The sequence below is a fragment of the Pseudomonas sp. MH9.3 genome (genome assembly GCF_034354675.1).
GTDB lineage: Bacteria > Pseudomonadota > Gammaproteobacteria > Pseudomonadales > Pseudomonadaceae > Aquipseudomonas.
Genome location: NZ_CP133785.1, coordinates 1196322 through 1220846, shown reverse-complemented (window position 1 = coordinate 1220846; position 24525 = coordinate 1196322). Strand labels below are relative to the sequence as shown.

General features: G+C 58.7%; 35 protein-coding genes. 33 read left to right on the top strand and 2 right to left on the bottom strand.

What is annotated here, in order from left to right; genetic code table 11:
- Positions 1 to 19: 19 nt before the first annotated feature.
- The 32 genes from RHM60_RS04865 (at position 20) to RHM60_RS04710 (ending at position 22617) form a co-directional block, all read left to right on the top strand.
- Positions 20 to 634: a hypothetical protein gene (locus RHM60_RS04865; protein WP_322213808.1), complete on the top strand. Its 615-nt coding sequence runs from the start codon at positions 20 to 22 to the stop codon at positions 632 to 634.
- 111 nt (positions 635 to 745) lie between these two features.
- Positions 746 to 1546, top strand: coding sequence for a replication protein (locus RHM60_RS04860; RefSeq protein WP_322213807.1), 801 nt, complete (start codon positions 746 to 748; stop codon positions 1544 to 1546).
- Positions 1536 to 2342, top strand: coding sequence for an ATP-binding protein (locus RHM60_RS04855; RefSeq protein ID WP_322213806.1), 807 nt, complete (start codon positions 1536 to 1538; stop codon positions 2340 to 2342). Before RHM60_RS04860 ends, RHM60_RS04855 begins: the two co-directional genes overlap by 11 nt.
- Positions 2342 to 2812, top strand: a complete 471-nt coding sequence (locus RHM60_RS04850) for a hypothetical protein (RefSeq protein WP_322213805.1) — start codon at positions 2342 to 2344, stop codon at positions 2810 to 2812. Before RHM60_RS04855 ends, RHM60_RS04850 begins: the two co-directional genes overlap by 1 nt.
- Positions 2809 to 3393, top strand: coding sequence for a recombination protein NinG (locus tag RHM60_RS04845; protein ID WP_416195162.1), 585 nt, complete (start codon positions 2809 to 2811; stop codon positions 3391 to 3393). The genes RHM60_RS04850 and RHM60_RS04845 overlap by 4 nt, the downstream gene beginning before the upstream one ends.
- Entirely contained in the window at positions 3390 to 4067 is a 678-nt protein-coding gene (locus tag RHM60_RS04840; RefSeq protein ID WP_322213804.1) for a hypothetical protein, read from the top strand. The genes RHM60_RS04845 and RHM60_RS04840 overlap by 4 nt, the downstream gene beginning before the upstream one ends.
- Positions 4068 to 4302: 235 nt before the next feature.
- Positions 4303 to 4578 (top strand): hypothetical protein, encoded by a 276-nt coding sequence (locus RHM60_RS04835; protein WP_322213803.1) that lies wholly within the window; start codon positions 4303 to 4305, stop codon positions 4576 to 4578.
- A gap of 25 nt (positions 4579 to 4603) precedes the next feature.
- On the top strand, positions 4604 to 4855 hold the full coding sequence (locus RHM60_RS04830) for a hypothetical protein (RefSeq protein WP_322213802.1): 252 nt from the start codon (positions 4604 to 4606) through the stop codon (positions 4853 to 4855).
- A gap of 162 nt (positions 4856 to 5017) precedes the next feature.
- Positions 5018 to 5350 carry an MFS transporter gene (locus RHM60_RS04825; RefSeq protein WP_322213801.1) on the top strand — a complete coding sequence of 111 codons (333 nt, stop codon included), beginning with the start codon at positions 5018 to 5020 and terminating at the stop codon, positions 5348 to 5350.
- A gap of 2 nt (positions 5351 to 5352) precedes the next feature.
- On the top strand, positions 5353 to 5697 hold the full coding sequence (locus tag RHM60_RS04820) for a hypothetical protein (protein WP_322213800.1): 345 nt from the start codon (positions 5353 to 5355) through the stop codon (positions 5695 to 5697).
- 302 nt (positions 5698 to 5999) lie between these two features.
- Positions 6000 to 6248, top strand: a complete 249-nt coding sequence (locus RHM60_RS04815; RefSeq protein ID WP_322213799.1) for a hypothetical protein — start codon at positions 6000 to 6002, stop codon at positions 6246 to 6248.
- A gap of 84 nt (positions 6249 to 6332) precedes the next feature.
- The gene (locus RHM60_RS04810; RefSeq protein WP_322213798.1) at positions 6333 to 6803 is read left to right on the top strand and encodes a hypothetical protein; all 471 of its coding nucleotides are present in this window, start codon (positions 6333 to 6335) and stop codon (positions 6801 to 6803) included.
- 57 nt (positions 6804 to 6860) lie between these two features.
- On the top strand, positions 6861 to 7484 hold the full coding sequence (locus tag RHM60_RS04805; RefSeq protein WP_322213797.1) for a putative metallopeptidase: 624 nt from the start codon (positions 6861 to 6863) through the stop codon (positions 7482 to 7484).
- A gap of 31 nt (positions 7485 to 7515) precedes the next feature.
- Positions 7516 to 7977, top strand: coding sequence for a DUF2280 domain-containing protein (locus RHM60_RS04800; RefSeq protein WP_154845443.1), 462 nt, complete (start codon positions 7516 to 7518; stop codon positions 7975 to 7977).
- Positions 7964 to 9265, top strand: coding sequence for a terminase large subunit domain-containing protein (locus RHM60_RS04795; RefSeq protein ID WP_322213796.1), 1302 nt, complete (start codon positions 7964 to 7966; stop codon positions 9263 to 9265). The genes RHM60_RS04800 and RHM60_RS04795 overlap by 14 nt, the downstream gene beginning before the upstream one ends.
- On the top strand, positions 9262 to 10680 hold the full coding sequence (locus tag RHM60_RS04790) for a DUF4055 domain-containing protein (RefSeq protein WP_322213795.1): 1419 nt from the start codon (positions 9262 to 9264) through the stop codon (positions 10678 to 10680). The genes RHM60_RS04795 and RHM60_RS04790 overlap by 4 nt, the downstream gene beginning before the upstream one ends.
- The gene (locus RHM60_RS04785) at positions 10655 to 11740 is read left to right on the top strand and encodes a minor capsid protein (RefSeq protein WP_322213794.1); all 1086 of its coding nucleotides are present in this window, start codon (positions 10655 to 10657) and stop codon (positions 11738 to 11740) included. Before RHM60_RS04790 ends, RHM60_RS04785 begins: the two co-directional genes overlap by 26 nt.
- Positions 11741 to 11822: 82 nt before the next feature.
- Entirely contained in the window at positions 11823 to 12551 is a 729-nt protein-coding gene (locus tag RHM60_RS04780; protein WP_322213793.1) for a hypothetical protein, read from the top strand.
- 12 nt (positions 12552 to 12563) lie between these two features.
- Positions 12564 to 13526 carry a major capsid protein gene (locus tag RHM60_RS04775; RefSeq protein ID WP_076954200.1) on the top strand — a complete coding sequence of 321 codons (963 nt, stop codon included), beginning with the start codon at positions 12564 to 12566 and terminating at the stop codon, positions 13524 to 13526.
- A 46-nt stretch (positions 13527 to 13572) separates the two neighbouring features.
- Complete coding sequence (locus tag RHM60_RS04770) at positions 13573 to 14022, top strand: CTP synthase (protein ID WP_322213792.1); 450 nt, start codon at positions 13573 to 13575, stop codon at positions 14020 to 14022.
- Positions 14022 to 14525, top strand: coding sequence for a DnaT-like ssDNA-binding protein (locus RHM60_RS04765; protein WP_322214576.1), 504 nt, complete (start codon positions 14022 to 14024; stop codon positions 14523 to 14525). Before RHM60_RS04770 ends, RHM60_RS04765 begins: the two co-directional genes overlap by 1 nt.
- Positions 14526 to 14560: 35 nt before the next feature.
- A complete protein-coding gene (locus RHM60_RS04760; RefSeq protein ID WP_300627284.1) occupies positions 14561 to 14782 on the top strand; it encodes a hypothetical protein in 222 nt (73 codons plus the stop codon).
- 19 nt (positions 14783 to 14801) lie between these two features.
- The gene (locus RHM60_RS04755) at positions 14802 to 15170 is read left to right on the top strand and encodes a hypothetical protein (protein ID WP_322213791.1); all 369 of its coding nucleotides are present in this window, start codon (positions 14802 to 14804) and stop codon (positions 15168 to 15170) included.
- Positions 15167 to 15763 carry a hypothetical protein gene (locus tag RHM60_RS04750; protein ID WP_322213790.1) on the top strand — a complete coding sequence of 199 codons (597 nt, stop codon included), beginning with the start codon at positions 15167 to 15169 and terminating at the stop codon, positions 15761 to 15763. The genes RHM60_RS04755 and RHM60_RS04750 overlap by 4 nt, the downstream gene beginning before the upstream one ends.
- Positions 15760 to 16179 (top strand): phage tail terminator-like protein, encoded by a 420-nt coding sequence (locus RHM60_RS04745; protein ID WP_322213788.1) that lies wholly within the window; start codon positions 15760 to 15762, stop codon positions 16177 to 16179. The genes RHM60_RS04750 and RHM60_RS04745 overlap by 4 nt, the downstream gene beginning before the upstream one ends.
- 69 nt (positions 16180 to 16248) lie before the next feature.
- Positions 16249 to 16920, top strand: a complete 672-nt coding sequence (locus RHM60_RS04740) for a phage tail protein (protein WP_186751130.1) — start codon at positions 16249 to 16251, stop codon at positions 16918 to 16920.
- A 2-nt stretch (positions 16921 to 16922) separates the two neighbouring features.
- Positions 16923 to 17303, top strand: coding sequence for a phage tail assembly chaperone (locus tag RHM60_RS04735; RefSeq protein ID WP_177024652.1), 381 nt, complete (start codon positions 16923 to 16925; stop codon positions 17301 to 17303).
- Between the two features lie 77 nt (positions 17304 to 17380).
- Entirely contained in the window at positions 17381 to 17623 is a 243-nt protein-coding gene (locus RHM60_RS04730; RefSeq protein ID WP_093114111.1) for a DUF1799 domain-containing protein, read from the top strand.
- Between the two features lie 27 nt (positions 17624 to 17650).
- Positions 17651 to 20740 carry a phage tail tape measure protein gene (locus RHM60_RS04725; protein WP_322213786.1) on the top strand — a complete coding sequence of 1030 codons (3090 nt, stop codon included), beginning with the start codon at positions 17651 to 17653 and terminating at the stop codon, positions 20738 to 20740.
- Entirely contained in the window at positions 20740 to 21078 is a 339-nt protein-coding gene (locus RHM60_RS04720; RefSeq protein WP_322213785.1) for a phage tail protein, read from the top strand. Before RHM60_RS04725 ends, RHM60_RS04720 begins: the two co-directional genes overlap by 1 nt.
- 10 nt (positions 21079 to 21088) lie before the next feature.
- Positions 21089 to 21841 (top strand): phage minor tail protein L, encoded by a 753-nt coding sequence (locus tag RHM60_RS04715; protein ID WP_322213784.1) that lies wholly within the window; start codon positions 21089 to 21091, stop codon positions 21839 to 21841.
- A gap of 2 nt (positions 21842 to 21843) precedes the next feature.
- Positions 21844 to 22617 carry a C40 family peptidase gene (locus RHM60_RS04710; RefSeq protein ID WP_322213783.1) on the top strand — a complete coding sequence of 258 codons (774 nt, stop codon included), beginning with the start codon at positions 21844 to 21846 and terminating at the stop codon, positions 22615 to 22617.
- On the opposite strand, the gene RHM60_RS04705 is transcribed toward RHM60_RS04710, so the two are convergent.
- A complete protein-coding gene (locus RHM60_RS04705) occupies positions 22593 to 23192 on the bottom strand; it encodes a hypothetical protein (RefSeq protein WP_322213782.1) in 600 nt (199 codons plus the stop codon). The genes RHM60_RS04710 and RHM60_RS04705 overlap by 25 nt on opposite strands.
- A gap of 201 nt (positions 23193 to 23393) precedes the next feature.
- On the bottom strand, positions 23394 to 23954 hold the full coding sequence (locus RHM60_RS04700) for a fasciclin domain-containing protein (RefSeq protein ID WP_322213781.1): 561 nt from the start codon (positions 23952 to 23954) through the stop codon (positions 23394 to 23396).
- A gap of 191 nt (positions 23955 to 24145) precedes the next feature.
- Between RHM60_RS04700 and RHM60_RS04695 the strand changes: the two genes are divergently transcribed.
- The gene (locus RHM60_RS04695; protein WP_322213780.1) at positions 24146 to 24487 is read left to right on the top strand and encodes a hypothetical protein; all 342 of its coding nucleotides are present in this window, start codon (positions 24146 to 24148) and stop codon (positions 24485 to 24487) included.
- Positions 24488 to 24525 lie beyond the last annotated feature (38 nt).

Here is a 24525-nt window from a genome sequence, read left to right as displayed (position 1 = left end):
TTAGAAGAGAGCAGTCCCCATGCAAACGTCCAGTTCCAGACACACCGTACAAACCCGTGATCAGGTGCTGGTCGCCCACGCTGCAAACCAGATCGCGCGCACCAGCCTGAGCCAGGACGACTTCGCCCAGGCGCTGAGCCGCGAACTGCATCTGTCGTGCCCGGATAAGGCCATCGCTAAAGAGGTGCCGGACTTTGCCGCGCTGACCTTGCAGAACGACGTAGCCGATTTCGTAAAGGCGACCGGCCGCTGGCTCAAGCGTGTTCAGCGCTGGTTGTCTGGCGATCAGGAAATGCCGTCCTGGCTTGAAGAATCGTGGGTTAACGCCCTTGAGCCTGAATTCCGCGACCACTGCCTGAACGAACTGGCCAGCCGCCACGGACTGACCGGTGCTCGCCAGATGACCAGCGACCAATGCGCGAACAAAAGCTTCGGTGCGCTGATCCGCGCGCTGGGTGATGTGATCGACACCGGCAGCGAAGTGTTTGACGACCAGGTGATGTGCGAGCAGGACCTGCCGCACTTGCCAGCTTTTGCCAAGCAGTGCCGTCAGGTTGAAGCAAAGGCGTGCGAGCTGCGTCGCAGGGCTGAGGCACTGCTCAACGGCACGCCTGCGCTGAAATCAATCGCCTGAATTCCAGGCAATAAAAAAGCCGACGTACGAGGTCGGCTTCTTCAACAGCTTTATGCGAGAGAAATCATGCCAAACATTGTTCCGATACACAACCCTCGGGGGTTTACCCGAATGGATAACCAGATGATGGATGGCTTGATGGCCATCGATTTGTCGGCGCGCGAAATGAAGATCGTTCTGTACGTGGCCAAGGCCACCTTGAACTTCAGCACGGGCGCGCATCGCATCCCTGCGGTCGATATTGCCAAGGCAACCCACATACACCCTGACACGGTATCGAAGGCTATCTCCGGCCTGCTGCGCCGTCGCGTGCTGTACCGGGAAGGCGGTGCGCGCGGTGACATCGGAGTTTGCGACCCAAAAGAGTGGATCTTCGTAGTAGAGCCGAAACAGACCATATCGTCTGATTCGGCTCAAGTGGTCCGAATCGGCTCAGCTGCGAAACAGACCAAAACCGACGACTCCCTTCTTTATACAAAGAAAGAACCCCTATTAACTCTTTCTACGAAAGAGATTAATCCGCCCCAAGAGCCAGTCGAGCCTCCGAAGCCTGATCGCAAGACTCCGTTCGGCATGGCCCAGCTGCTGGCCGACAACCCGCATAACGTCCCCAAGCAACTGCTGGCCGACTGGCTGACTCAACGCAAGGCCAAGCGCGCCGCCGTGACCGCCACCGTCTGGTCAACCGTGAACACCGAACTTGCCAAGTGCGCCGAGGCCGGGATCACCGCCGAAGACGCAATCACCGAAGCGCTGAATTCTGGCTGGCAGGGTTTCAAGGCGTCCTGGGTGATCAAGCGCCTCGCTGATGCTGCACCAGCTACGGCCCCTCAGTCGCGGCACACCGGCTTCGCTGATCGGAACTACACCGACGGGCTGATTCAGCGCGAGGACGGTTCCTATGCGATCTGAGCCCTTACCATCAACCCCCGAATTGCCGCCGGGCACGCGCATCCAGCCTGCCCAATGCGAAACCCACGGCGACTTCGATCAGAAGATTTTCCCAGTGCTGGGCAAGGAACTGAAAAGCGGTTGCCCCGAATGTAGCCGTATTATTCGCGAGAAGGCCGACGCAGCTGAGCTGGCCAACAAGGCGATGGAGCTGCGCATGGCCATGGAGCGCAAGCTCGGCGCCGCACTGGTCCCCAAGCGCTTCGCCAGCAAGACCCTGGACGGCTACGTCGTTACCACCGCGGAGCAACACAAGGCGCTGAACACCTGCCGTCGGTACGCCGCCGAGTTCGCGCAGATCGCCGAGACGGGCCGCTGCCTGCTGCTGCTGGGCAAACCCGGCACTGGCAAGACGCACCTGTCTGTGGCGATCGCCAACGAGATCATGGCCAAGTCCAGCGCAACCGCGGTGTACCGCACCATCGGCGCCGTGCTGCAGGCCATCCGCGCTACCTACGACCACTCCAGCGATCAGAGCGAAAGCCAGATCCTGTCGAGCCTGATCAGCCCCACGCTGCTCATCCTGGACGAGATCGGCGTCAGCAAGGAGAAGCCCAGCGACTTCGAGCTGACCACGCTGTTCGCAATCATCAACGGCCGCTACGAAGAACTTCGCCCGACGGTCATCGTTTCCAACCTGGACGGCCAGTCGCTGCCGGCTGCCATTGGCGAGCGCTGCATTGATCGCCTTCGAGAGGGCGGGGTGATCGTCATTCCGTTTGAGTGGGAATCGCAGCGCGGCAAGGAGGGTTTCTGATGTCCGACAAAATCAGCGTCAACTGCCAGGCCAAGCTCTCCGAGGTCATCACCAAAATCAGCGCCATGTACAAAGACAAGAAGTTTGTCGTGGTGACCCTGCGCCCGGGCAAGGACCGCACGCTCGACCAAAACCGGCTGTGGTTCGGGATGTACAAGCGCATCGCCGAGATGACCCAGATCGGCGATGCGGCCGATGCCCGCCGGTACTGCAAGCTGCACTTCGGCGTGCAGATCCTGCTGAACGAGGACTCCGGGTTTCAGGCTGAGTGGTACCGGGTGATGCGCCACCTCCCGTACGAAACCAAGCTGGACATGATGGGGGAGTGCCACTTGTTCGGGCCGGACGGCTTCCCGGTGACCAGCCTTTTTAACCGCGCCCAGGGCATCGCCTACACCGACCGTATCGTCGCGCGCTTTGCTCCGCAGGGCGTGTACTTCTCTGATCTGCTTAGCCAGGAGGCAGCATGACTATTGAACGGAAGCAACTCAGACCGAAGAAATGCCGTGTCACTGCGTGCGGGGCCTCATTCGTCCCTTCGCGTATGGGGCAGGCGGTGTGCAGCCCTGCCTGCGCAATGATCGACGCTCCCCGGCATGAGCCAAAGGCCCGCAAAGCGCTGGCCGACCTTGGGCGAAAGGAGCTGCGCGCCGCGAAGGTGAAGATCAAGTCACGCGCCCAGCACATGAAAGAGGCCCAGACCGCATTTAACGCCTGGATTCGCGAGCGGGATATCGGCCTGCCGTGTGTGAGCTGCGGGCGGCACCACAACGGCCAATGGCACGCCGGGCACTACCGCACCGTCGGTGGCAACCCAGAGCTTCGCTTTGAGCCTCTGAATGTGTGGCGCCAGTGCGCGCCGTGCAACAACCACAAGTCGGGCGATATCGTGAATTACCGGCTGGAGTTGGTTAAGCGGATCGGCGCCGAAAAAGTGGATTGGCTGGAAGGCCCTCATGAGCCCCAGCGCTACACCATTGAGCAGTTACAGGCCATCAAGGCCAAGTACCGCGCAATGACCAGAGAACTGAAAAAGGGGCAGGCAGCATGAAACTGATCAACGCAAGGCAGGTATGGACCGAAGCACAGCACGAATCGAACGCGTCGATCAGCGCTGTAGCCATCGACAAGGCCCAATCGGCACCGATCAAGAAGGGGCAGCGCATGCGCCGCGCCGAGGCCGTGTTCGCTGCGCTGGGGGATGACAAGGAAGAGCGCATTCAGGTTGTGCGCCAGAAGATCAGCATCAGCGAGACCCGCGGTACGCCCGCCGGCCGATCCACCGCTCGCGCCGCGCACCTGGCCACCATCGGCAAAGTACTGCGCGCCATCGACACCTTGCCGTTCCAGGTGCAGCAGTTCGGGCACTACCTGTACCACCCGGCGATGAACATGAAGCACCTGTTGAACGCGGTGCTGCTGATCACCGCCAAGGCAGCGCTGCCAGATCTTACATCGGCCAAGCGCGTGAAGGCGCAGTACCTGGTTACCCTGGCCCTGCAATCGTACAAGGGGGAGGTCGCCGGATCGGCAGAGTGGGGACCGGCGCGGGTAGCCGCCGAGATGCTGACGTTCTTTGGTGTAACCATCGACCCGAAGAACTGGACGCGTGACTGGCTCGACCTGTGGGAATCCCTGAAAGAAGTGATCAAGGAAGTGGATATTCAGGCTCAACAACCTCTATGGCAGGTGATTCACTCGGAAAAAGATCAAGAGGCGGCATAATAATATTGACATGACGGGGTTTCGCACGTACTTTTCCCATAGTGCACAAGTAACGCGAAACGCACATGAAGACCTAAGCCCGGCCACTGCGCCGGGTTTTTCTTAGGAGAAGAATTGTTATTTTAAAATTCTAATAAAAATATTAGAATTTTAATATGTTTTGAAATTTTTATATGGTCGGGCTAGATTGTTCACATGGCGCTGCATTTTGCATGCGCGATCAGGAGCGATAGTCATGCAGCAACGCCATAAACATCTTTTGAATCTCAAGCTCGACCAGCTTTGGTCTGAAGGCGTAGTGCGGATCGAGCGCTGGGAAATGCTGGCAATTTTTGAGAAGCAAAAAGTCACCGTTGCAGATTGGCGATTGTTTGGTGAGTACTGGGAGGAGTTCTGTGGGTCACCGGAGGATTCGGCGCCGCTGTCCTACGTTAAAATTGCACTAGGGGAATCTCCGCTGCCGATTGGTTACTACGTTTTTGTTGCGGCGAATGTAGAGCAAATCCCTTAATTACCTACATACAGGATGTCTTAATATGAGCGTCGATCTGCTGTTTAGAGGTATTCAGGAAGAGAACTCCCGGGACCTTGAAAAAGAAGTCGTGCGAATTCTAGCGAATGAAAATTACTGGGAGCGCCTCAAAGAAGCGGGTCAGCTTGGGGAACATGTACAGGTGATGGCTATCAGCCCGGATGCGGTACAGTATTGTTTTTTCGGTATCCCGGTCGAATTTGACGAGACAGTGAACTCCTTTCAGTTAAAGACTGGTCCACGGAAATTGAATTAGCACTTTTTTACATACATAGCCCACAGTTTGCGGTCTATGTACTTTTTAAGCCCCGACATTGATCGGGGCTTTTTCGTTTTCGGCCCCGCCACACCCTTCGCGCTGAGCAGGGAGTGCCGCCGGGGCTGACCTATTTCAAACATGCCCCACGGAGTCGAGCGCATGGAGTATCTACAGCGCCTGCTCGACAAGATCGACAGGTTCGAATTGTTGATTGCGGGCCTAATTGGGGCTGTTGTTGCGAGCTGGTGGCACAAGGACGACTTGTCCGACTGGCGTGCATGGATGGTGTTCTTGGTGACCGGGGTTGCCTGCTCTCTGTACCTGACGAGCATGGTCAGCGCCTACCTGAATGTCACTGAGCCGAAGATCGTCGCCGGGATTGGTTTTCTCCTGGGCACGTTCGGCGGTTCTCTCTTGGCAGCAATCAACCGAGCCATCAAAGCCGCTGACCTGTGGGCGCTTATTCGCCAGCGGTTCGGGGGAGGCAGTTAACCATGAATCTTGAACTGATCAACTCCATCGCCTGCGGCCTTATCGCGCTGTGGGCAGCCTGGTGCGTACTGAGCGGGAAGGTGAGGGACGGCATCCTCGGGAAGCTGATCTACACCACGATCGCCATCACCGGCTTCGTCGTGTCGGTGCGCAGCCAGAATATCTTCTTCGGCCCGACTACCGCCGGCCTGACGCTGCATGTCGCCCTGGCCCTGGCCGGTGCCCGGCACATCTTCATGGTCACGTACTGGCAGCCGGTGAAAGCCTGGTTGTGCCGAACGCTGAACTGCGAGCACTGCCTGCACTGCGACAAGGCACATGATGGTGTCGAACGCCGAGGCAAGTAACAGAGCGCTTCACCCACAATCAGCCTGTGCGCAGGCCGGAGGCTTTATGAGCAATGAATACCAAGTTCGCCCAGTGACCCGATACATCGTCACTTGCTACGCCCAGGAGTCGCCAAGCGACAGCGGAGGGTGTGGCGCATCTTCGACTACTGTCGGTGAGTTCAGCAACTCTCAACAGGCCGACAGCGTTGCTGATGCCGTCACGGGCTGACGCTCGGTGAGGTGATCTCCGGCCAGCGCGTTGTGTAGCGTCAATCCGCGCCACGTTTTCGAATGCGCCAAATCGTGGCGCGGAGTTAGGCATGAAGATTGTTGAGCTCAAGCGTGAGGGGTGGCGAGATGCTGCCAAGACGCTGCGAAAGATCGCCGACGACCTCGACGCTGGTGAGCATCCTGAATGCACCGTAGGGGCCTTGACCCTTATCGGCGCGAAGGGAGAGGTCACGGTGTTCGGCCTCGGCCCCAAGTGTGACGACCTGCAATGCCTGGGTGCCATGCGCCTGGGTGAGCAGAAGCTGATTGAAGTGCTGTTGGATGACGGGGAAGGATAGACGCCCTTAGCCTCCTCCTACGGGCATGGTGAGTTGCGTCGACCAGATGGCATACTGCCTGTCCAATACGGATGGGAGATACACATGAGCTTCAAACCAATTGATCGAGTGCTTTTGGGCGTTGTCGATGGAACTGTGAGTAGCGCCAGGGTTATCAAGATCTACTGCGGTCACTTCCTCGAAGGGCTTCAGACGTTCTACTCGCACCAGCATATACAGCAGGCGTGGGATGTAGGTTTTAGCTTTGATGAGCAATTACGCTCAAAGGTTGATACTCCATATGGGAATGCCAGAGGAGCACTCAGTTTACAGATCGTTGATGGCACAATCACAGGCCGTTACGTTTTCGAGAAACGTATCGCTTCCGAAGACGGGAGTGAGATCTGGAGGCAAGTCTGGGCTGTAAGAATCACTAGTCAGGGAAATGTGCTATTGGGTGACGAGGGTGATGTAATTGTTGCGGTCGAAAGTACTCATGCCATGAGCAATGCATTCGACCAAGCAGCAAGGTCTCTTCTGTATTCCATCGGCGTAAATCCGATTTTTCCAAATTGAGTTAACATTTGCACAAGCCCCGCCACGTGCGGGGCTTCTTGCAACAGGAGGGCGTGAATGGACAGGCCATATCCTCCATCATCACTGCTTGAACTGTCTGACCTATCAGACTTCGTTATTCGCCTGACGCCAGCGCCTGGGGTGTGGGAATGGCTCCAAGCCGAGATCCTTGCCGACACCGGCATCATTCACAACGAAGACCATGCCCACCTACTGGATGCAGACATCCGGGTTATGTGGGCATCGTCGAGCTTCGAGAAGCAGGGCAGAACAGTTCTCGGCCAGGCCGAAAAGGTAGCCTTCCGTGCCGGTGGTTGGCAGAAAGCCCGGACGGAGCAGCAGATGCGTGATTGGTTCGGCGACGTGCCGGCCTACATCATCACTCTGGCTGCTGACTACTGCGCCCAGTGCAGCGAAACCGACTTCTGCGCCTTGGTTGAGCACGAGCTTTATCACATCGCACACGCCAACGATAATTACGGCCAGCCTGCCTTCACCAAGGAGGGAGCGCCGAAGCTGGAGATGCGTGGCCATGACGTCGAAGAGTTCGTCGGTGTTGTCCGTCGCTACGGTGCGAGCCCTGACGTTCAAGCGTTGGTGGATGCTGCAAATAGTCCTGCTGAGGTGGGGAAATTGAACATTGCGAGGGCCTGCGGAACCTGTCTGCTCAGATCGGCCTGAAATTTGACAGGCATTAGACGGAATCCAATTTATGGCGAACCTGAATAGTGAGGTGAAAGGCTTCATCGTTCAGGCCTTGGCGTGCTTTGACACCCCCTCTCAGGTGGTAGAGGCCGTCAAACAAGAATTCGGCATTGAGATCTCCCGTCAGCTTTGTGAATCGCATGATGCGACCAAGCGGGCGAGCAAGACCCTCGCGGCCAAATGGGTGACCCTGTTTCACGACACCCGCAAGCGATTTAGGGAGGAGACGGCCGAGATACCAATCGCCAACCGTTCTCACCGACTTCGCACGCTTGGGCGCATGGCCGAGAAAGCCGAAAGCATGAAGAATATTGCACTGACTGCCCAGCTATTGGAGCAGGCAGCCAAAGAGTGTGGCGACATCTACGTCAACCGGGCCAGGAAGGAAGAAGCGGGTGATGAACCGGTGATACCGACCCGCATCCAGGTCGATGTGGTGGATGCGAGGAAGCCGAATGCCGAGCCTTAACGTTCCGCAGGCTCAGTTCCTCACGCTGCCCCACAAATTTCGTGCGTTCGTTGCCGGGTTCGGCTCAGGCAAAACCTGGGTGGGATGCTCGGCACTGAGCAAGCACTTCATGGAGTGGCCCGGCGTCAACGCTGGTTACTTCGCACCCACCTACCCGCAGATCCGGGACATCTTCTATCCGACCATGGATGAGGTGGCCTACGACTGGGGGCTCAAGACCAAGATCAACCAGGCGAACCACGAAGTTCACATCTACAGCGGCCGGCAGTACCGCGGCACTGTGATATGCCGCTCAATGGAGAAGCCCCAGACCATCGTCGGCTTCAAGATTGGCCACGCCCTGGTGGATGAGCTGGACGTACTGACGGCCCTCAAGGCACAGCAGGCCTGGCGCAAGATCATTGCCCGGATGCGGTACAACCTGCCTGGGCTGAAAAACGGGGTGGACGTAACCACGACGCCGGAAGGGTTCAAGTTCGTCTTCCTGCAGTTCGTGAAGCAGTTGCGCGACAAGCCCTCGCTCAAGGAGATGTATGGCTTGGTGCAGGCCAGCACGTTCGACAACGAGCTGAACCTGCCAGATGACTACATCGCATCACTGATGGAGTCGTATCCGCCGCAGTTGATCATGGCGTACCTCAAAGGCCAGTTCGTCAACCTGACGTCCGGCACGATCTACACGGCCTACGACCGCAAGCTCAACGGATGCTTCGACACCGTGCAGCCCGGTGAGCCACTGTTCATCGGGATGGACTTCAACGTCGGCAAGATGGCCGCGATCACACACGTCAAGCGTGACCAGGGGCTGCCCAGGGCCGTGGATGAGCTGATCGACGGCTACGACACGCCTGACATGATCCGCCGCATCAAGGAACGCTACTGGCAGCACGACGGCAACGACTTCAAGAAGACCTGCGAGATCAGGATCTACCCGGATGCCTCGGGTGATTCACGTAAGTCCGTGAACGCTAGCATTACCGACCTTGCCATGCTCAAACAGGCCGGGTTCACGGTTATCGCTCCCGCGGCAAACCCGCCAGTGAAGGACAGAATCAACGCAATGAACGCCGTCTTCTGCAATGCGCAGGGCGAGCGCCGCTACCTGATCAATTCGCTCACCTGTCCGACCTATGCCGATGGCCTGGAGCAACAGGTGTGGGGCGCGAACGGGGAGCCAGATAAAACCGCCGGCATCGATCACGCGAACGACGCCGGCGGCTACTTCATCCACCGCGAGTACCCGATCATCAAACCGGTCACCGCCATCAAAATGGGATACGCCCGATGAGCAATGACGTCTCCTTCAAGCGTGCGGAATACACGGCAGTGCTTGACCGCTGGGCAACCGTTCGCGACGTCTGCGCGGGCCAGCATCGGGTAGTCGATCGGCTGCCTTACATCAACGCGCACGATAAGTCGCCAGAGAATCAGGACCGGAATCGTGCTTACCGTGAGCGCGCGGTGTTCAAGAACGCCACCGGGCACACTCGAAACGGGTTGCTAGGCCTGGCTTTCCACAAAGATCCGACACTGACGGTTCCGACGAAGTTGGATTACCTGCAGGACAACGCCAACGGCTCAGGGGTGAGCATCTATCAACACTCCCAGGGCACGCTGGAAAAGGTGCTTGAGGCTGGCCGGCATGGTTTGTATGTCGACTATCACCAGGACGACGGTATCGGCGGGCATGCGGTGATCCTCACTTACTGCGCTGAAGAAATCATCAACTGGCGCACCGGCATGGTGAACGGTCATAGCGTGCTGACGCTGGTAGTGCTGAAGGAATCGCCGGAAATCCCTGATGGCTTTGGCTTCAAGACGGTTGAGCAGTACCGGGAGCTTGCCTTGGAGGAAGACGGCTTCGTTTGTCGGGTATGGCGCCGGTCAGGGCCAGAGACTGGCGGGCCACTGGCGGTTACTGAGGAATTCCGGCCTACGGGTGCCGGCGGCCGGCTAAAGGAGATTCCATTCACCTTCGTAGGTGCGCAGAACAACGATCCGAGCATCGATGAGTCACCGCTCTACGACATCGCCATGATCAACCTGGGCCATTACCGGAACAGCGCTGACTACGAAGACAGCGTGTTCTGGTGTGGGCAGGCTCAACCGTGGATCAGCGGTCTGGATGAGCAATGGCGCGACTGGATGGAGAAAAACGGCATCTATGTCGGCTCCAGAGCCCCGATGATGCTTCCCGTTGGTGGTGCATTCGGTTATGCGCAGCCCACGCCCAACACGCTGGTCAAGGAGGCCATGGCCGACAAAAACCAGATGATGATCGAGCTGGGCGCTCGGATGGTGGTTGCATCACTTGCTACCAAGACCGCTACCGAGTCACGTGGTGATCAGTCGGCATCGACATCAGTTCTCGCCGGGTGCGTGGCGAACGTCAGCGAAGCCTACACACGGGCCATCATGTGGTGCTGCACCTACATGGGCATCACCGACAAGAAGGTCGCCTACCAGGTGAATCAGGAGTTCGTCGAACTCTCGGCTGATCCGCAGATGATCACGGCCTTGGTTGGCTTGTGGCAGAACGGCGGATTCGCCAAGGCTGACTTGCGGGCTTACCTGCGCAAGCTTGGGCTGATCGCGCCGGAGCGCACGGACCAACAGATCGACGGCGAGCTGGAAGAGCAGGGCGATGGCCTGGGCCTGGACGACGAGGACAAACCAAATGGCGGTAAATCCGGCAGTACTTGATGCCACGATCCGGCACGCGGTTTTCCTCGAAAAGCTGAAGGCTGGAGAGGTGGGAAAATTCGCTCCCTTCCTCAAGGAGATTGACCGGTCGATCCGCGACCGCCTCACCAAGTCGGATCTGACCGAGTACAACGCTAAGCGCCTGGAATCGCTGCTGGATGAGGTTGATAGCCTGCTGCTGGGCATCTTCGACCGATACAGCGCGCAACTGAACCTCGACTTGGTAGATATCGCCAACTACGAGGCCGAGTTTGAGGCGACCAGCCTTGCAAGGTCGGCACCGGTTAGCGTGTCGCTGGATGTGGTCGCGCCGACGGCCGCTGCAATCCGTACCGCTGTTCTGACGAACCCGCTCAGTGTGCGCGGCATCGGTGGCGGGAAGCTGCTGAAGGCTTTCATCAAGGGGTGGACTGGCGCCGAGCGTGAGCGTGTTACCGGCACCATTCGGCAGGGCTTCTTCGAAGGGCAAACGAACTTCCAGATCATTCGCAACATTCGCGGCACCAAAGCGGCAGGGTACAAAGACGGCATGCTGGCCACCACCAACCGCAATGCCAGCACGGTGGTGCACACCGCTATTCAGCATGTGTCGTCCCAGGCTCGCATGGAGGTGGCCAAGGCCAACACCGACATCGTAGAAGAGATTCAAATCGTGGCAACGCTGGACAGCAAGACCAGCCAGCAATGCCGATCAATGGATAAACGCAAGTTTCCGGTGGATTCCGGCCCAAGGCCGCCATTCCACCCGAACTGCAGGACCACCTTCATTCTGCTGACAAAGATCAGCGCGATATTCGCCAAGGGCGCTACGCGGGCCTCGGTGGGCGCAGACGGCGGCCAGCAGGTCAGTGGTGAGCTCGATTACTACCACTGGCTCCAACAGCAGCCGGCATCGTTCCAGGACGTGGCTATCGGCCCGATCCGGGCCAAGCTGTTCCGGGAGGGCGGGTTGACCGTCGAGCGCTTCGCCGAACTGCAGCTTGATCGCAACTTCGCGCCGCTGACATTGAAGCAAATGAAAAGCCTGGAGCCTCTCGCCTTCGAGCGCGCCGGGATTTAGCCGAACACACTTACTCAGCCGCCCCCGGGCGGTTTTTTATTGCCTGCAAAGCGGGCGAAACATACCCAAGGGGTGCATCAACGTGGCAGAAGAAAACGAAATCGACCTGGAAAACCCGGCAATCAAGGCCGCTATCGCGACTGCCGTTGAAGCCTCTGTGACTGGGCTCAAAACGAAAAACAACGAGCTTCTGGGTAAGCTGAAAGACACATCCACCAAGCTGAGCCAGTTCGAGACCCAATTTGAAGGCATCGACATCGACGCAGTGAAGGGGCTGCTTAGCCGAGCCGGCCAGGACGAAGAAACCAAGCTCCTGACTGAGGGCAAAGTGGACGAGGTGTTCAATAAACGCACTGAACGCCTGCGCGGTGACTACGACAAGCAACTGAAGGCTATCACCGGCCGCGCCGAAAAGGCCGAGGCCTTCGCCGCGAAGTTCCAGGGCAAAGTCCTGGGTGATTCCGTACGCGGCGCAGCCCTGAAGGCCGGCGCACTCCCCGAAGCAACCGACGACATCATCCTGCGCGCCAAGGGCGTGTTCACGCTGAACGAAGAGGGCGAAGCGGTCGCCGTTGACGAGAATGGTCAGCCCATCCTCGGCAAAGACGGCAAGTCCCCTCTCACCCCGCTCGAATGGGCGGAATCCCTGCGCGAGAGCGCGCCTCACCTGTGGCCAAGGGCTTCAGGGACACAAGCCCCGGGCGGGGGTGGCGGCCAGGCTGCATTCAAGCGCTCCGAAATGACTGCTGAGCAAAAGCGCGACTACCAGCGCAAGCACGGCCAAACCGCATTCCTCGCATTGCCCAAATAAGGGGACAAACCCATGGCTACAACCGTAAACAGCGACCTGATCATCTACAACGATGAGGCGCAAACCGCATACCTGGAGCGCGTCCAGGACAACCTGGATGTGTTCAACGCATCCTCCAACGGCGCCATCGTCCTCGACAACGAAATGATCGAAGGCGATTTCCGCAAGCGAGCTTTCTACAAACTCGGCGGCGGCCTGGATCACCGCGACGTCAACTCCGAAGCCAAAGTGGTTTCGAAGAAGATCGGCGCCGGCGAAGCTGTTGGTGTGAAGGCGCCGTGGAAATACGGCCCATACCAGACCACAGAAGAAGCGTTCAAGCGTCGCGGCCGCCCGGTAGATGAGTTCTCACAAATCATCGGCGTTGACGTGGCCGACGCTACCCTGGAAGGTTTCATCCACTACGCCACCGCAGCTCTTCGTGCCGCGATCGGTTCCAACGCTGGCATGGTGGTCTCGGCCAACATCGAGACCGACGGCAAGAAAACCTTGACTCGCGGCATGCGCAAGTTCGGCGACAAGTTCGGCCGCATAGCCCTGTGGGTCATGCACTCGTCGGCCTATTTCGACATCGTGGACGAAGCGATTGCGAACAAGGTCTACGAGGAGGCAGGCGTCGTCATCTACGGAGGTCTGCCTGGCACGCTGGGCAAGCCAGTGCTGGTTACTGACACCGCACCGGCTGATGTAATTTTCGGCCTGCTGCCGAATGCCGTTGTGATCACCGAGTCCCAGGCGCCCGGCTTCCGGTCCTACGAGGTCAACGATGAAGAGAACCTCGGCATCGGCTACCGCGCAGAAGGCACCGTGAACATTGATGTTCTGGGCTACAGCTGGAAGGAGACCACTGGCGGTGCCAACCCAACCCTGGCAGCTGTTGGTTCGGCCGCCAACTGGGTCAAGCACTCGGACAGCAATAAGGTCACCGCCGGCGTGATGATCACCCTCACCACCACCCCACCAGTCGGCGGCTAACACCCACCTCAAGGCGCGGCCAGTAATGGCCGCCATGGAGAGAATCATGGAACTCATTTATAGCAACCAGCTGGGTGACTTCGACCCGAACAAGCGCTACCGCAATCCCGATCTGTTCCGCGCAGTGGAGCGTGGCGTGACCAAGGTCGTTATTGTGGGCGATTACCCTGAGATCAAAGCTGCGTATGACGCTGCCGAGATTGAGGTCGAGGTGCTGACCCGCAAAACTCCGGTTACGTCCGCCGCCGGTAAGGAAAAGACCGCGAAGGACAAAGTGGCCGCCGGTAAGGAAAAGACCGGTAAAAACGTGCTGACCGGTGGCACTAACGGGACCCTCAGAGATGGCACGAAGGATGAGCCGGTCTACATTCCGAAGCTGGAATCGAACGACCAGTGGATCATCATCACCCGCGACGGTGTACGCTTTGGCGAGTTTGTCGGCACTGCCGATGAAGCGAAGGCCGAGGCTGACCGCCTGAACGAAATCAAGGAGTAATCATGCTCATCATCGAGGACGGCACCGGCAAGCCTGACGCCGAAAGCTACGCGAGCGCTGAAGACCTGGCTCTGTATGCCGTGAAGTTCGGCACGGTCATCCCTGCGGGCGCTCTCGAGCAGGAAGCGTTGCTGCGCCGGGCCGCCTTGGTGATGGATGGCAAGACCTGGAAAGGCCGCAAGATGAGCAGCGAGCAAGCGTTGGCCTGGCCGCGCCGGGAAGTGCTGCTGGATCGCGAGATCAAGCCGGACAACTATCTGCCAGCGCGCATTCAGTACGGGCAGATGGCCCTGGCCGCCGAGATACATCAGGACGACATCGACCCAGTGGAAAAGCGCAAAGGCGCGGTAACGCTGGAGCGTGTCGAGGGCGCGGTCACTCGCGAGTACGCGACGATCTCCAACACAAGCAATCGGCTATTGCCTGCTGCACCGGATCGGCCGAGCGCTACGCAGTTTGCGGACTACCTACAAAAGCGCGGGCTGTTTGCTGTGCGTGCATAGTGGTAGCGTTAGAGCTCAATCATAGGAGCTCTATCATGGCTGATAAATACACCGACGAAGAACAGCAAGCGTGGGATCTCTATTTTTCCGCAGCGCTACCTCTTGCAAAAGCCGAGGGCGAAGCTACCGGTAGCAAAGTAGATGGTTCTTGGGCCGAGGTGCTTAAGCAGGCTGCGGGCATCGCTGACAGCATGGTTGAGGAGCGCAGGAAGCGGAAGCCGTTGCCTGAGTACCACATCGGTATGTTCAACGTTTAATTTCACATATGGAGCCACCATGGCCTTTTACGACGAAATGGCCGTGATGGCTCTGGAGATGATCACAGAGTTCGGCCAATCCGTGACCATCAGCAAGACGCAGCCGGGCGAGTACGACCCCGAGACGGGCGGGGAGTCGCCAGGCGCGACCGTCGAGCAAATCGCCCAGGGCATCCTGCTTGACTTCACCGGCCTCGAATTCCAAAACAACAGTCTCATCCGGCAGGGCGACAAGAAGCTCAAGATCGCCGCGCAGGGCTTGGCCTGGGTGCCGGGTCTGCTCGACAAAGTCGTGGCCCAGGGCCGTACCTGGTCAATCGTGCCCCCGCTGAAAGAGGTCAACCCGGCCGGAACGCCTATCCTGTATGAGCTGCAGGTGCGGTCTTGAGCCGTGCAGGCGCCGGCCAATCCGGCAGCTTCGCCCTAAGCCTGGCAGAGTTCGCCGCCCAGACGGGTGAAGCCATCGATGCCAGCGTGCGTGAAATCATCATCGAGGTCGGCAGCAGCCTGATTCGCATGTCTCCAGTGGGTAACCCGGAGATCTGGGCGCAGAACGCAGTGGCCACCCAGTACAACAAGGCCGTCGACGATCACAACAGCGCACTGCGCAGCGATCCGGCAAACCTCACGAAGGGTGGCAGGCTAAAGAAGGGGCGCAAGCTCAACGACGGCATGGATATCAAGGCGCCTGAGGGCTACGTCGGCGGCCGGTTCCGTGCGAACTGGCACATCTCTCTGGGCGTGGTCGAGAACGTCACCTTCGACCAGGTGGACCCGAGTGGCGGCGAAACCACGGCCGCACTGGTCGCCGCAATGAGCGACTTCACCGCCGGGCAGATGGCCTACATCATCAACAACTTGCCCTATGCGATTCCGCTGGAGTTCGGCCATTCCACCCAGGCCCCCGGCGGCATGGTCCGGGTAACCGTGGCTCGCTTTCAGCAGATCGTGCTGGAGGCCATCAGGAACAACCAGGTATGAGTCACGCAATCATCGCTTCGATCTACGAGGCCAAGCTCATCGCCTGGAACGCTGCCAGGCCGGAGAAGCTGAAGATCGTGTTCGAGAACACTGCTTACGCACCGGCGGAAGGCGAGACATACCTGAGCGCCTTCACAATCCCGGGCGACACCGCGAGCAACACGCTCGGCGGCGATCACCGGCTGTACACCGGGGTGTTCCAGGTCAGCATCATCGCGCCGGCGGGTACCGGGAAGACCAAGACCAACCCTATTGCTGCCGATATCATCGCCCTATTCCCGCTGTACGTCCGCGATGTGAAGAATGGCTTCGTTGTCACACCGATGACTCCCGTAGATGTCGGCCCAGGCATTACTGGCGATTACGCCTATACGGTACCTCTGTCTTTTTCATACCGGTCCGACACCACGTCATAACCCGCCCGTTGGGCACATCCTGAACCCGCCATTGAGCGGGTTTTGTCATTTCTGCAAAGAGGAAAACCCATGTCTGTCTATTTCCCCAACGGGGCAACGCTTTCGATTTCCAGCGGGTTCGCTGCTGCCAAGCTGATCTCCGCAATCAGCAACGCGAACCCCGGTGTCGCTACCAGCGCCGCAAACGGCTTTGCCAACGGCGATATTCTGCTCGTCACCTCGGGCTGGGAGGACATCAACGAGCGCGCCGTGCGTGTATCCAACGCTGCCGCAGGCGCATTTACCCTGGAAGGCATTGACACGTCCAATGTTGCTTTCTTCCCGGACGGCATCAGCGGCGGCACTGCCAAGAAAGTTACCGGCTGGGTAGCGGTCAACCAGGTGATCGGCAACTCCATGTCTGGCGGCGAGCAGCAATATTGGACTTACGCGCCGCTAGAGGCGCGCCGCGACAAGCAGATCCCGACCACCAAGAACGCGCAGGCCTTCTCCTTTCAGCTGGCCGATGATGACAGCCTGGCTTGGTACGAAGAGCTCGATAAGGCTGACCGCGAGAAGGAAGTACGCATCCTGCGTATGTCGCTGCCCAACGGCAAAACGATCTACTATGCCGGTTATGCTTCCTTCAACAAGACGCCGACGCTGGTGCGCAACGAAGGCGCGGCCGTCTCCTTCGGCTTCACCATCAACGCCGAGATCACCGCGTATCGCGCGCCTGTTGTCGCTGGCGGTGGGGCTTAATCATGGCGAAGTTCAAGATCGCCCAATCACCGACGTTTCTGGGGGCCGTGATGGTCCCGGTAGTCGGCCAGGATCCGGTGAAGGTGGGCTTCACCTTCAAATACCGAAACCGTATCGAGCTTGCAGCGTTGTTCGATGAGTGGAACCAGCGGCGCAAGGACGGTCTCGATAAGTTCGGCGAAAAGCCCTCCGTGTCCGAAATCGTTGCCGTTGACACCGAAAACCAGATTCAGCAAATCAAGGATTTGGTCGTGGCTTGGGAGTTCGACGACAAGTTTGACGACGAGAGCATCAAAGCGTTGGTGACGTCCTGTCATGGCACAACCGAGGCAGTCGTAGATGCCTATCAGGATGCTTACTCCAAGGCCCGCACGGGAAACTGATACGCGCCGCCCGCGCCCTGTATGAGTCCCCGCCGGATGCCGAGCAGATCGCTGCATTCGGCTGGGACGCAGAGGACATGGAAGAAGAGTTCGATGTTTGGCCGTGCCTTTGGCCAGCCTTCTTGCTGTTCAATCGCATGTCCACCCAATGGCGAGCAGGCGCCGGCGGCGCGATCGGTCTCGATTACAGCAGCATCCGCGACGTGGCCGGGTTCCTCGGCATCAAGAAAAAGAAACTCGCTGAAATCTTCCCTGACCTTCAGGTGCTGGAAGGCGAAGCCCTGCGCGTCATGGCGGAGGAAAGGGAAAACAGCCCGTAACCACGGGCACTTATTCAAGGTGAGTCGATGAACATTGCAGAGCTCGGCGTCAAGATCGACTCGGCCGATGCAATCCAGGCGAAAACGAGCCTGGATGAAATGGCGAAGGCCGGCGGCCGGGCCGAGCAGTCCGCCGTTTCGCTGATGAACGAAATGCAGGCTCTGGAAAAGTCGCTGTCCACCAGCGCCAAAACCACCCAGGACCTGGCGAAGCAGCGTGACGCTCTCGCCAAGCTGACAAAGGCCGGCGCCTATGGCGAGGCTGAGGCGGCGAAGATCTCCGCTCAGTTGGACAAGCAGCAGATCGCGCTGGCCAAGTCCGCCATGGACGAGCAGAAGGCGCTGAACAGCCTGCTGGGGGCGATTGATCCGGCCCGCGCGGCGCTGGCAAAGCTGGACAACCAGGTCGAGCAGCTTGGCAAGCACCTTGATGAGGGGCGAATCAGCCAGGACCGGTACAACAGCGCCCTGAGCAAGATCGACAAGGATTACGGGAAGCTCGAAAAGACCGCCACCGGCTTTGACAAGCTGCGCCTCGGTACCCGGCAAGCCCAGGAAAACGTCGTGCAGTTGGGTAACGCGCTGTCGTCGGGTGACTGGGGTAGCGGCGTTCGCGCCGTGGCTCAATTGGGAGCGGGTGCTGGTGCGGGTGCTGCCGGATTGCTGGCTATTCTGGCACCGTTGGCGTTGGCCACCGCTGCTGTGGGCGGCCTCGCATATGCCTATTACAGGGGCAGCGAGGAACAAGACAGTTACAACAAATCGCTGATCCTCACCGGCAATTATGCTGGTACGACATCCTCGGCCCTTGGGGCAATGGCAAGGCAAGTTGGCGACACCGTTGGTACCACTGGCGCGGCAGCCGAAGTTCTTGCGCAGTTGGCGGGATCCGGCAAGATCGTAAGCAGCAGCTTCGAGCAAATAGCGGTTGCAGCCCTATCGTTCGAGAAGGCTACCGGCAAAGCGGCGTCTGAAACCGTCAGTGAGTTCGTGAAGTTGGCGGATGACCCGGTAAAGGCAGTCGTTGCGCTCAATGACAAGTACAACTTCCTCACGGCCGCCGTGTACACCCAGATTCGGGCCTTGCAAGAGCAAGGTGACACCCTTGGTGCTCAGCAGTTGGCAGAGAGTTCCTACGCCGATGCTCTGATTCAGCGCGCCGACACCATCACCAGCAACTTGGGCACAGTAGAAAGCGCTTGGAACGCAGTTAAGGGGGCTGCCAAGGGAGCCTGGGACGCAGTGCTCGATATCGGGCGCGAGGATACGTTTGACCAGAAGTTTGAAAAGCTCGCTGACCGACTGAACACGCTACGCAACGCCAAATCGAACCCGATGGTCCTGGGTGACAACCCTGACATGATGATGCTCAGTGGCGGCGAGTCGGGCGCCCAAGGCGACATAACATCCTTCCTGCAGAAGGAAGTGGATGATCAGGCAGAAGCACGCCGGAAAATGTTCCAGGACCAGGATATCCAGGCGGGTACGAAGGCCTATGAAACACTGCAAAACAACCTCGACGCCACCGCCTCAAAGTCAACGAAACTGACCAAGGCACTCGAGGAAAATCAAAGGCGTATCGCTTTCGCGCGACAGGCAGGCTACACGTTCACTCCTGCTGAGGAAGCGGCTCTAGAAAAACAGACTCGCGAAAAGTTCAAAGATCCAAAAACCGCCAGCACCCAGGTCGATCTGACCGCATTCAATAGCGCCAAAAACAACCTGGCCGACATCGTAAACGACTACAAAAACGCCCAGAAGGAACTGGAGGCGGCACAGAAGTCCGGGCTGGTATCGCAGGGCGACTACGCCACGCGCAGCGCAGCGCTGATCAAGCAGGAAAGCGTGGACGTGGCGGCCGCCTACAGTGCCGAGATCAGCGCCCTGGAGGCCACCAAGGCCAAGAAGTCCACGACCGCCGCCCAGAGCATCCAGATCGATCAACGGATCGCCGACGCCAGACAGGCAATGGTCAAGGCGCAGAAGGATGCCGACAGCCAGCTTGAGGTGTTGGCGACCAACGAGACCGGCCGCCTTGCCAAGCAGGAGCGTTCGATCAGCACATACGTGCAAGCGCTGGGGCAGCAGCAGCGGGCTTTGGAACTGGCAGGCCAGCGCGCAGTGCTCGGCGTGGGTCGGGGCGACCGGCAAAACGCTCTCAGCGGCGAACTGAACAGCCAGCAAGATCGGTTTGCTCAGCAGACGCTTGAGCTTGCCAACCAAAAGTCCGATCCGTCGCGCAACATGTCGGAGGAAGAGTTCAAGCGGAAGTCTCAGGCGCTCGCCGACGCGAACAAGGCCGCCACTGACCAGATCCGGCAGAACTACGTGGATGTGGAGAGTGCCCAGGGCGATTGGACGAAGGGCGCAACGGCTGCCTGGGAAAACTACCTGGACTCGGCAAAGGACATTGCCGGCCAGACCAAGAGCCTGTTCGGTAATGCCTTCAGCTCCATGGAGGATTCCATCGTCAACTTTGCTATGACCGGCAAGGCGTCGTTCTCGGACTTCGCCAAATCGATCCTGGCCGATATGGCGCGAATCGCCACCCGACAGGCAAGCTCTGCATTGTTGGGCAGCCTGGTGGGCGCAGCGGCCAGCTACTTCGGCGGCAGCGCTGCGGGCGGTGGGAACGGACTGGCTGCTGGCTCTGCTGGGGCGACTTCGTCGAACCTCGGCGCATCGGCAGCGGGCTACTCTAGCACCTACTTTCCACAAGCCATGGGCGGCGCCTGGTCTGGTGGAGTGCAGATGTTCGCCGACGGCGGTGCATTCACAAATTCCATCGTCAGCAAGCCCACGGCGTTCGGCATGTCCAACGGCAAGACGGGCGTAATGGGCGAGGCCGGTGAAGAGGCGATTATGCCGCTGACTCGCACGTCGAGCGGCAAGCTTGGCGTCATGGCAATGGGCGGAGGCGGCAGATCCGGCGGCACGCAGATCAACGTCGATGTGCATATCGACGGTGACGGCAACGCTTCTTCCACCGCTGACGCACCTGGTTACGACCTGTTCGGTAAAGAGCTGGCGACCTTCGTGGAGCAGAAGTATCAGGAACTCCGGAGCAGGGACATGCGCCAAGGCGGCGTCATCAACAAAGCAATCAAGGGGCGCTGATGGCAATCGAACGATTCACCTGGGCGACGGAGAAGGGCGCGGAGGGCGATATTGTCCAGCGCGTCCGATCCAAACAGTTCGGCGATGGCTACGAGCAGTCGGTCGAGGATGGCCTGAACAACAAGTCGCAGTCATGGCCGGTGACCTTTAACGGGCTGAAGCCACGGATCAAAAGCATTATGGATTTCCTCGATCGGCATAAAGGGGCGAAGGGCTTCCTGTGGGAGCCGCCCCTTGGCGAGCTCGGCCTCTACAGGTGCAACGGCTACAAGCCGATTCACCGCGGCGGCCAGGTCTACGCCATCACCGCCACCTTCCAGCAAACCTTCCACCCCTGAGAAACCGCACATGGCACTGATCACGGACATTCAGAAACTGAAGCCTGGCGGCGAGATTCGCCTGTTTGAAATTGACGGGACGGAATACGGCGCCGATTACCTGCGCTTCCACGGGCACGCCATCCCTCACACGCCAGAGGAATTGCTGGCCTATGAGGGCTCGGAAGAGGACCTTCCCGCCAAGTCGATTATCTGGCAAGGCGAGGAGTACGCAGCCTGGCCGGTGCAGATTGAGGGTATTTCCTCCAGCAGCGACGGCACCGCCTCTCGGCCAACCTTCGCCGCCGGCAACGTTAACGGGCGCGTCACGGCGCTGTGCCTGGCTTTTGAGGACATGCTGAAATTCAAGCTGACAGTACGCGAGACGCTGGCCCATTACTTGGACGCGGCCAACTTCCCCGATGGCAATCCGACAGCCGACCCGACCCAGGAGGCGCTGGAGATCTGGTACATCGACCAGAAAACTAGCGAAGACGGCGAGGCGGTAGTTTGGGAGCTTTCGTCCCCGGGCGAGATCGATAACCACGGGCTTCCCGGCCGGCAGATGACGACCTTCTGCCACTGGGCCATGACCAACGGTTACCGGGGGCCAGACTGCGGCTACACCGGTGCCGCTATGTTCGATGACGAAGACAATCCCACGGATGATCCAGCACTTGATCAGTGCAAGGGCTGCCTGTCGTCCTGCAAGCTGCGCTTCGGAGAGAACAACGAACTGTCCTTCGGTGGATTCCCCGCTGTTTCCCTGATTGCCCGGAGCTGACCATGCGCAAGCACATCATTGCGGCCATCCAGGAGCACGCGGCGGCCCAGTACCCGAAAGAGTGTTGCGGCCTACTGCTGGCCATCGGACGAGCACAGAAGTATTTCCCGTGCCGGAACATCGCCACCGAGCCGAGCGAAGAGTTCCGCCTTGATCCTGAGGACTACGCCGCGGCGGAAGACTTGGGCGAGGTGATCGGCATTGTTCACTCACACCCGGACGCCACCAGCAGGCCGTCACCGCATGATTTGGCCATGTGCGAGGCCACAGCGCTGCCCTGGCACATTCTGTCGTGGCCTGAGGGCGACATGCGCACGATCACACCCACGGGCTACACGCCGCTGCTCAATCGCCCGTTCGTGCACGGAGCCTGGGACTGCTGGCAGGTTTGCGCTGATTGGTACCGCCGCGAGTGGGGCCTTGAGTTCGAAGCCTTCCAGCGCACCGACGGTTGGTGGGAGCGCGCGGAGAGCGCGAGCCTGTACGAGCAGCACTACGAGGCCGCCGGCTTCATGCGCGTCGACCGGCCAGAGCGCGGCGACATGATCGTCATGCACGTCGGGCGCACAGTGCACCCGAACCACGCCGGGATCTACCTCGGCACAGATCCGTCCCTGCCTGGCGAAGAGTCGGGCGCGTTCGGCCCTGGCCCGTTCCTACTGCACCACCTGTACGGGAGACCTTCCGAGATCATAGTCTACGGCGGGCCTTGGCATGATCGGACACGCCTGATCCTGAGGCATAACGAAGCTCAGTCCAAACTGCCCAGAGAATAGATCGAAAATCCGTCTTTCGTTAGATGAGTTATCTCAGTTGTGCCACCTATGTAAACACGATCTCTAGTTTTTTCGTCCTCCTGTCGCGCCTGTGCACGCATGATGTCGGGTGCACACGCGGGAAATGAATTCCAGTCAATTCCCGCTTTGTCCATAAGCTCTGGCTTTACGCCAAGCCCATAATCTAAACGCTCGGATTTGAAATCCGACACAGAACGGTAAGCGAATCCATGGACTTTTCCAGAATCGTCGGAAATCCCGAAGTGATAGATCGTTGCAGTTTGGTCTTGGAGGGCGGGGACATGGCGATTCAGTTCGCTCCAGAGGGCCTGAAGCTCCTGGGAGGCATGAGAATCGACCGCATCTACATCGAGGGCAAAACCTTGGTTATTCACAAGGCCGATCCATCGGCTGAAAAGAAAGGCGGATCCGGTAGCGGCAATGATCATGCGCATATGAGGGATCGAGATGGCTTTGCTGGCGAATCTTGGGGGCGTGCCGACGGAATAATGTAAAAGCGTATCAGTAGCCACAATTGCTTCGTTTTCATCCGTGTAGAACAGTAGTGACGACATAGGGCCTCCTGGCAAGCGTTTGAGTGGGCGGAGGCTACTATCGCGGGATGACAAGAAGTTACTGAGGGTTCGTACAGCTGGTTATGCGTCCGTTTAGAAAGCCAGCGGCTAGATTGCCTTTCCTTGAAGTGACAGTAACTGAAGCTTCTACACCGAGGCCAATGCCCGGCAAACTCTGGGTCTGCCGGGCGTGAATAGCGTTTAAGGCATCAAGACCGAGTCTACAACGTGGATCACGCCGTTGGACTGCATTACGTCTGCGATGCTGATGCCAGCCTTACCGCCTTTGGCATCTACCACCCACAGCTTGCCGTCATGCAGCTTGATATTTAGCGATTCACCTTGAACTGTTTTTAACACCACGGTGCCGCCGTTCTTTTTGGCATCTGCCATCAGTTGCGCCGATGTGTGAGTGCCAGGCACGACGTGGTAGGTCAGAATTTTAGTCAGATCGGCTTTGTGTTCAGGCTTGACCAGTGTATCGACGGTCCCTGCTGGCAGCTTGGCAAAGGCTTCGTTCGTTGGGGCGAATACAGTGAAAGGGCCTTTGCTGTTAAGCGTATCGACCAATCCGGCAGCCTTGACTGCAGCTACCAGCGTCGTGTGGTCCTTCGAATTGACCGCGTTCTCGACAATGGTTTTGCTCGGGTACATGGCTGCACCTCCGACCATCACTGTATCGGCGGCAAAGGTGAGCGTGGCAGTGACGGAGAGGATCGCGAAGCAGGCTGCAGCAGCAAATTTTTTGTAAAAAGCGTGCATGATGTATCTCCTTGGCTCTTATGCCCTCCGAGTGAGGGTATTGAATCTACGAGCCAACGATCAAAGTGGATGCACCCTTTCAAAAAATAACTTTTACAGCTCAACGCGTGTCGCTTTCTCTGGCATTCCATCCACACTGGATGCCTGGCCAGGTAAGGGTTACAGTCCTTTCTTACCTTGGGAGCACGTAGATGAAAATTTGGCTGATGGTCTTGTTCGCTGCGGCACTCGCGGGCTGTGCTGACAGCGGACCGATCAAGGTAGGTCCCGACACATACACGATTTCTACCCGTGTTCCATTCGGCGGGCCCGCATCTGCGAAAGGGCAGGCACTCAAAGAAGCAAATATGTTCTGCGAGTCCCAGGGCCGGGAGATCCTGCTTGATCACATGCAGGCTAGCGAGTGCGCGCTGCACGGCGGATGCGGAGAGGCTGAGATATATTTCTTCTGCATGGCGAAAGGGGACCCGCAGCTGAAACGCCAGAGGTATAGCCCTGATCCAACGCAGAAGATTGAAATCGATCAGCGATAATTCGTGGCACCAAAGCGGCGCACTGGGCAGTATTGCAG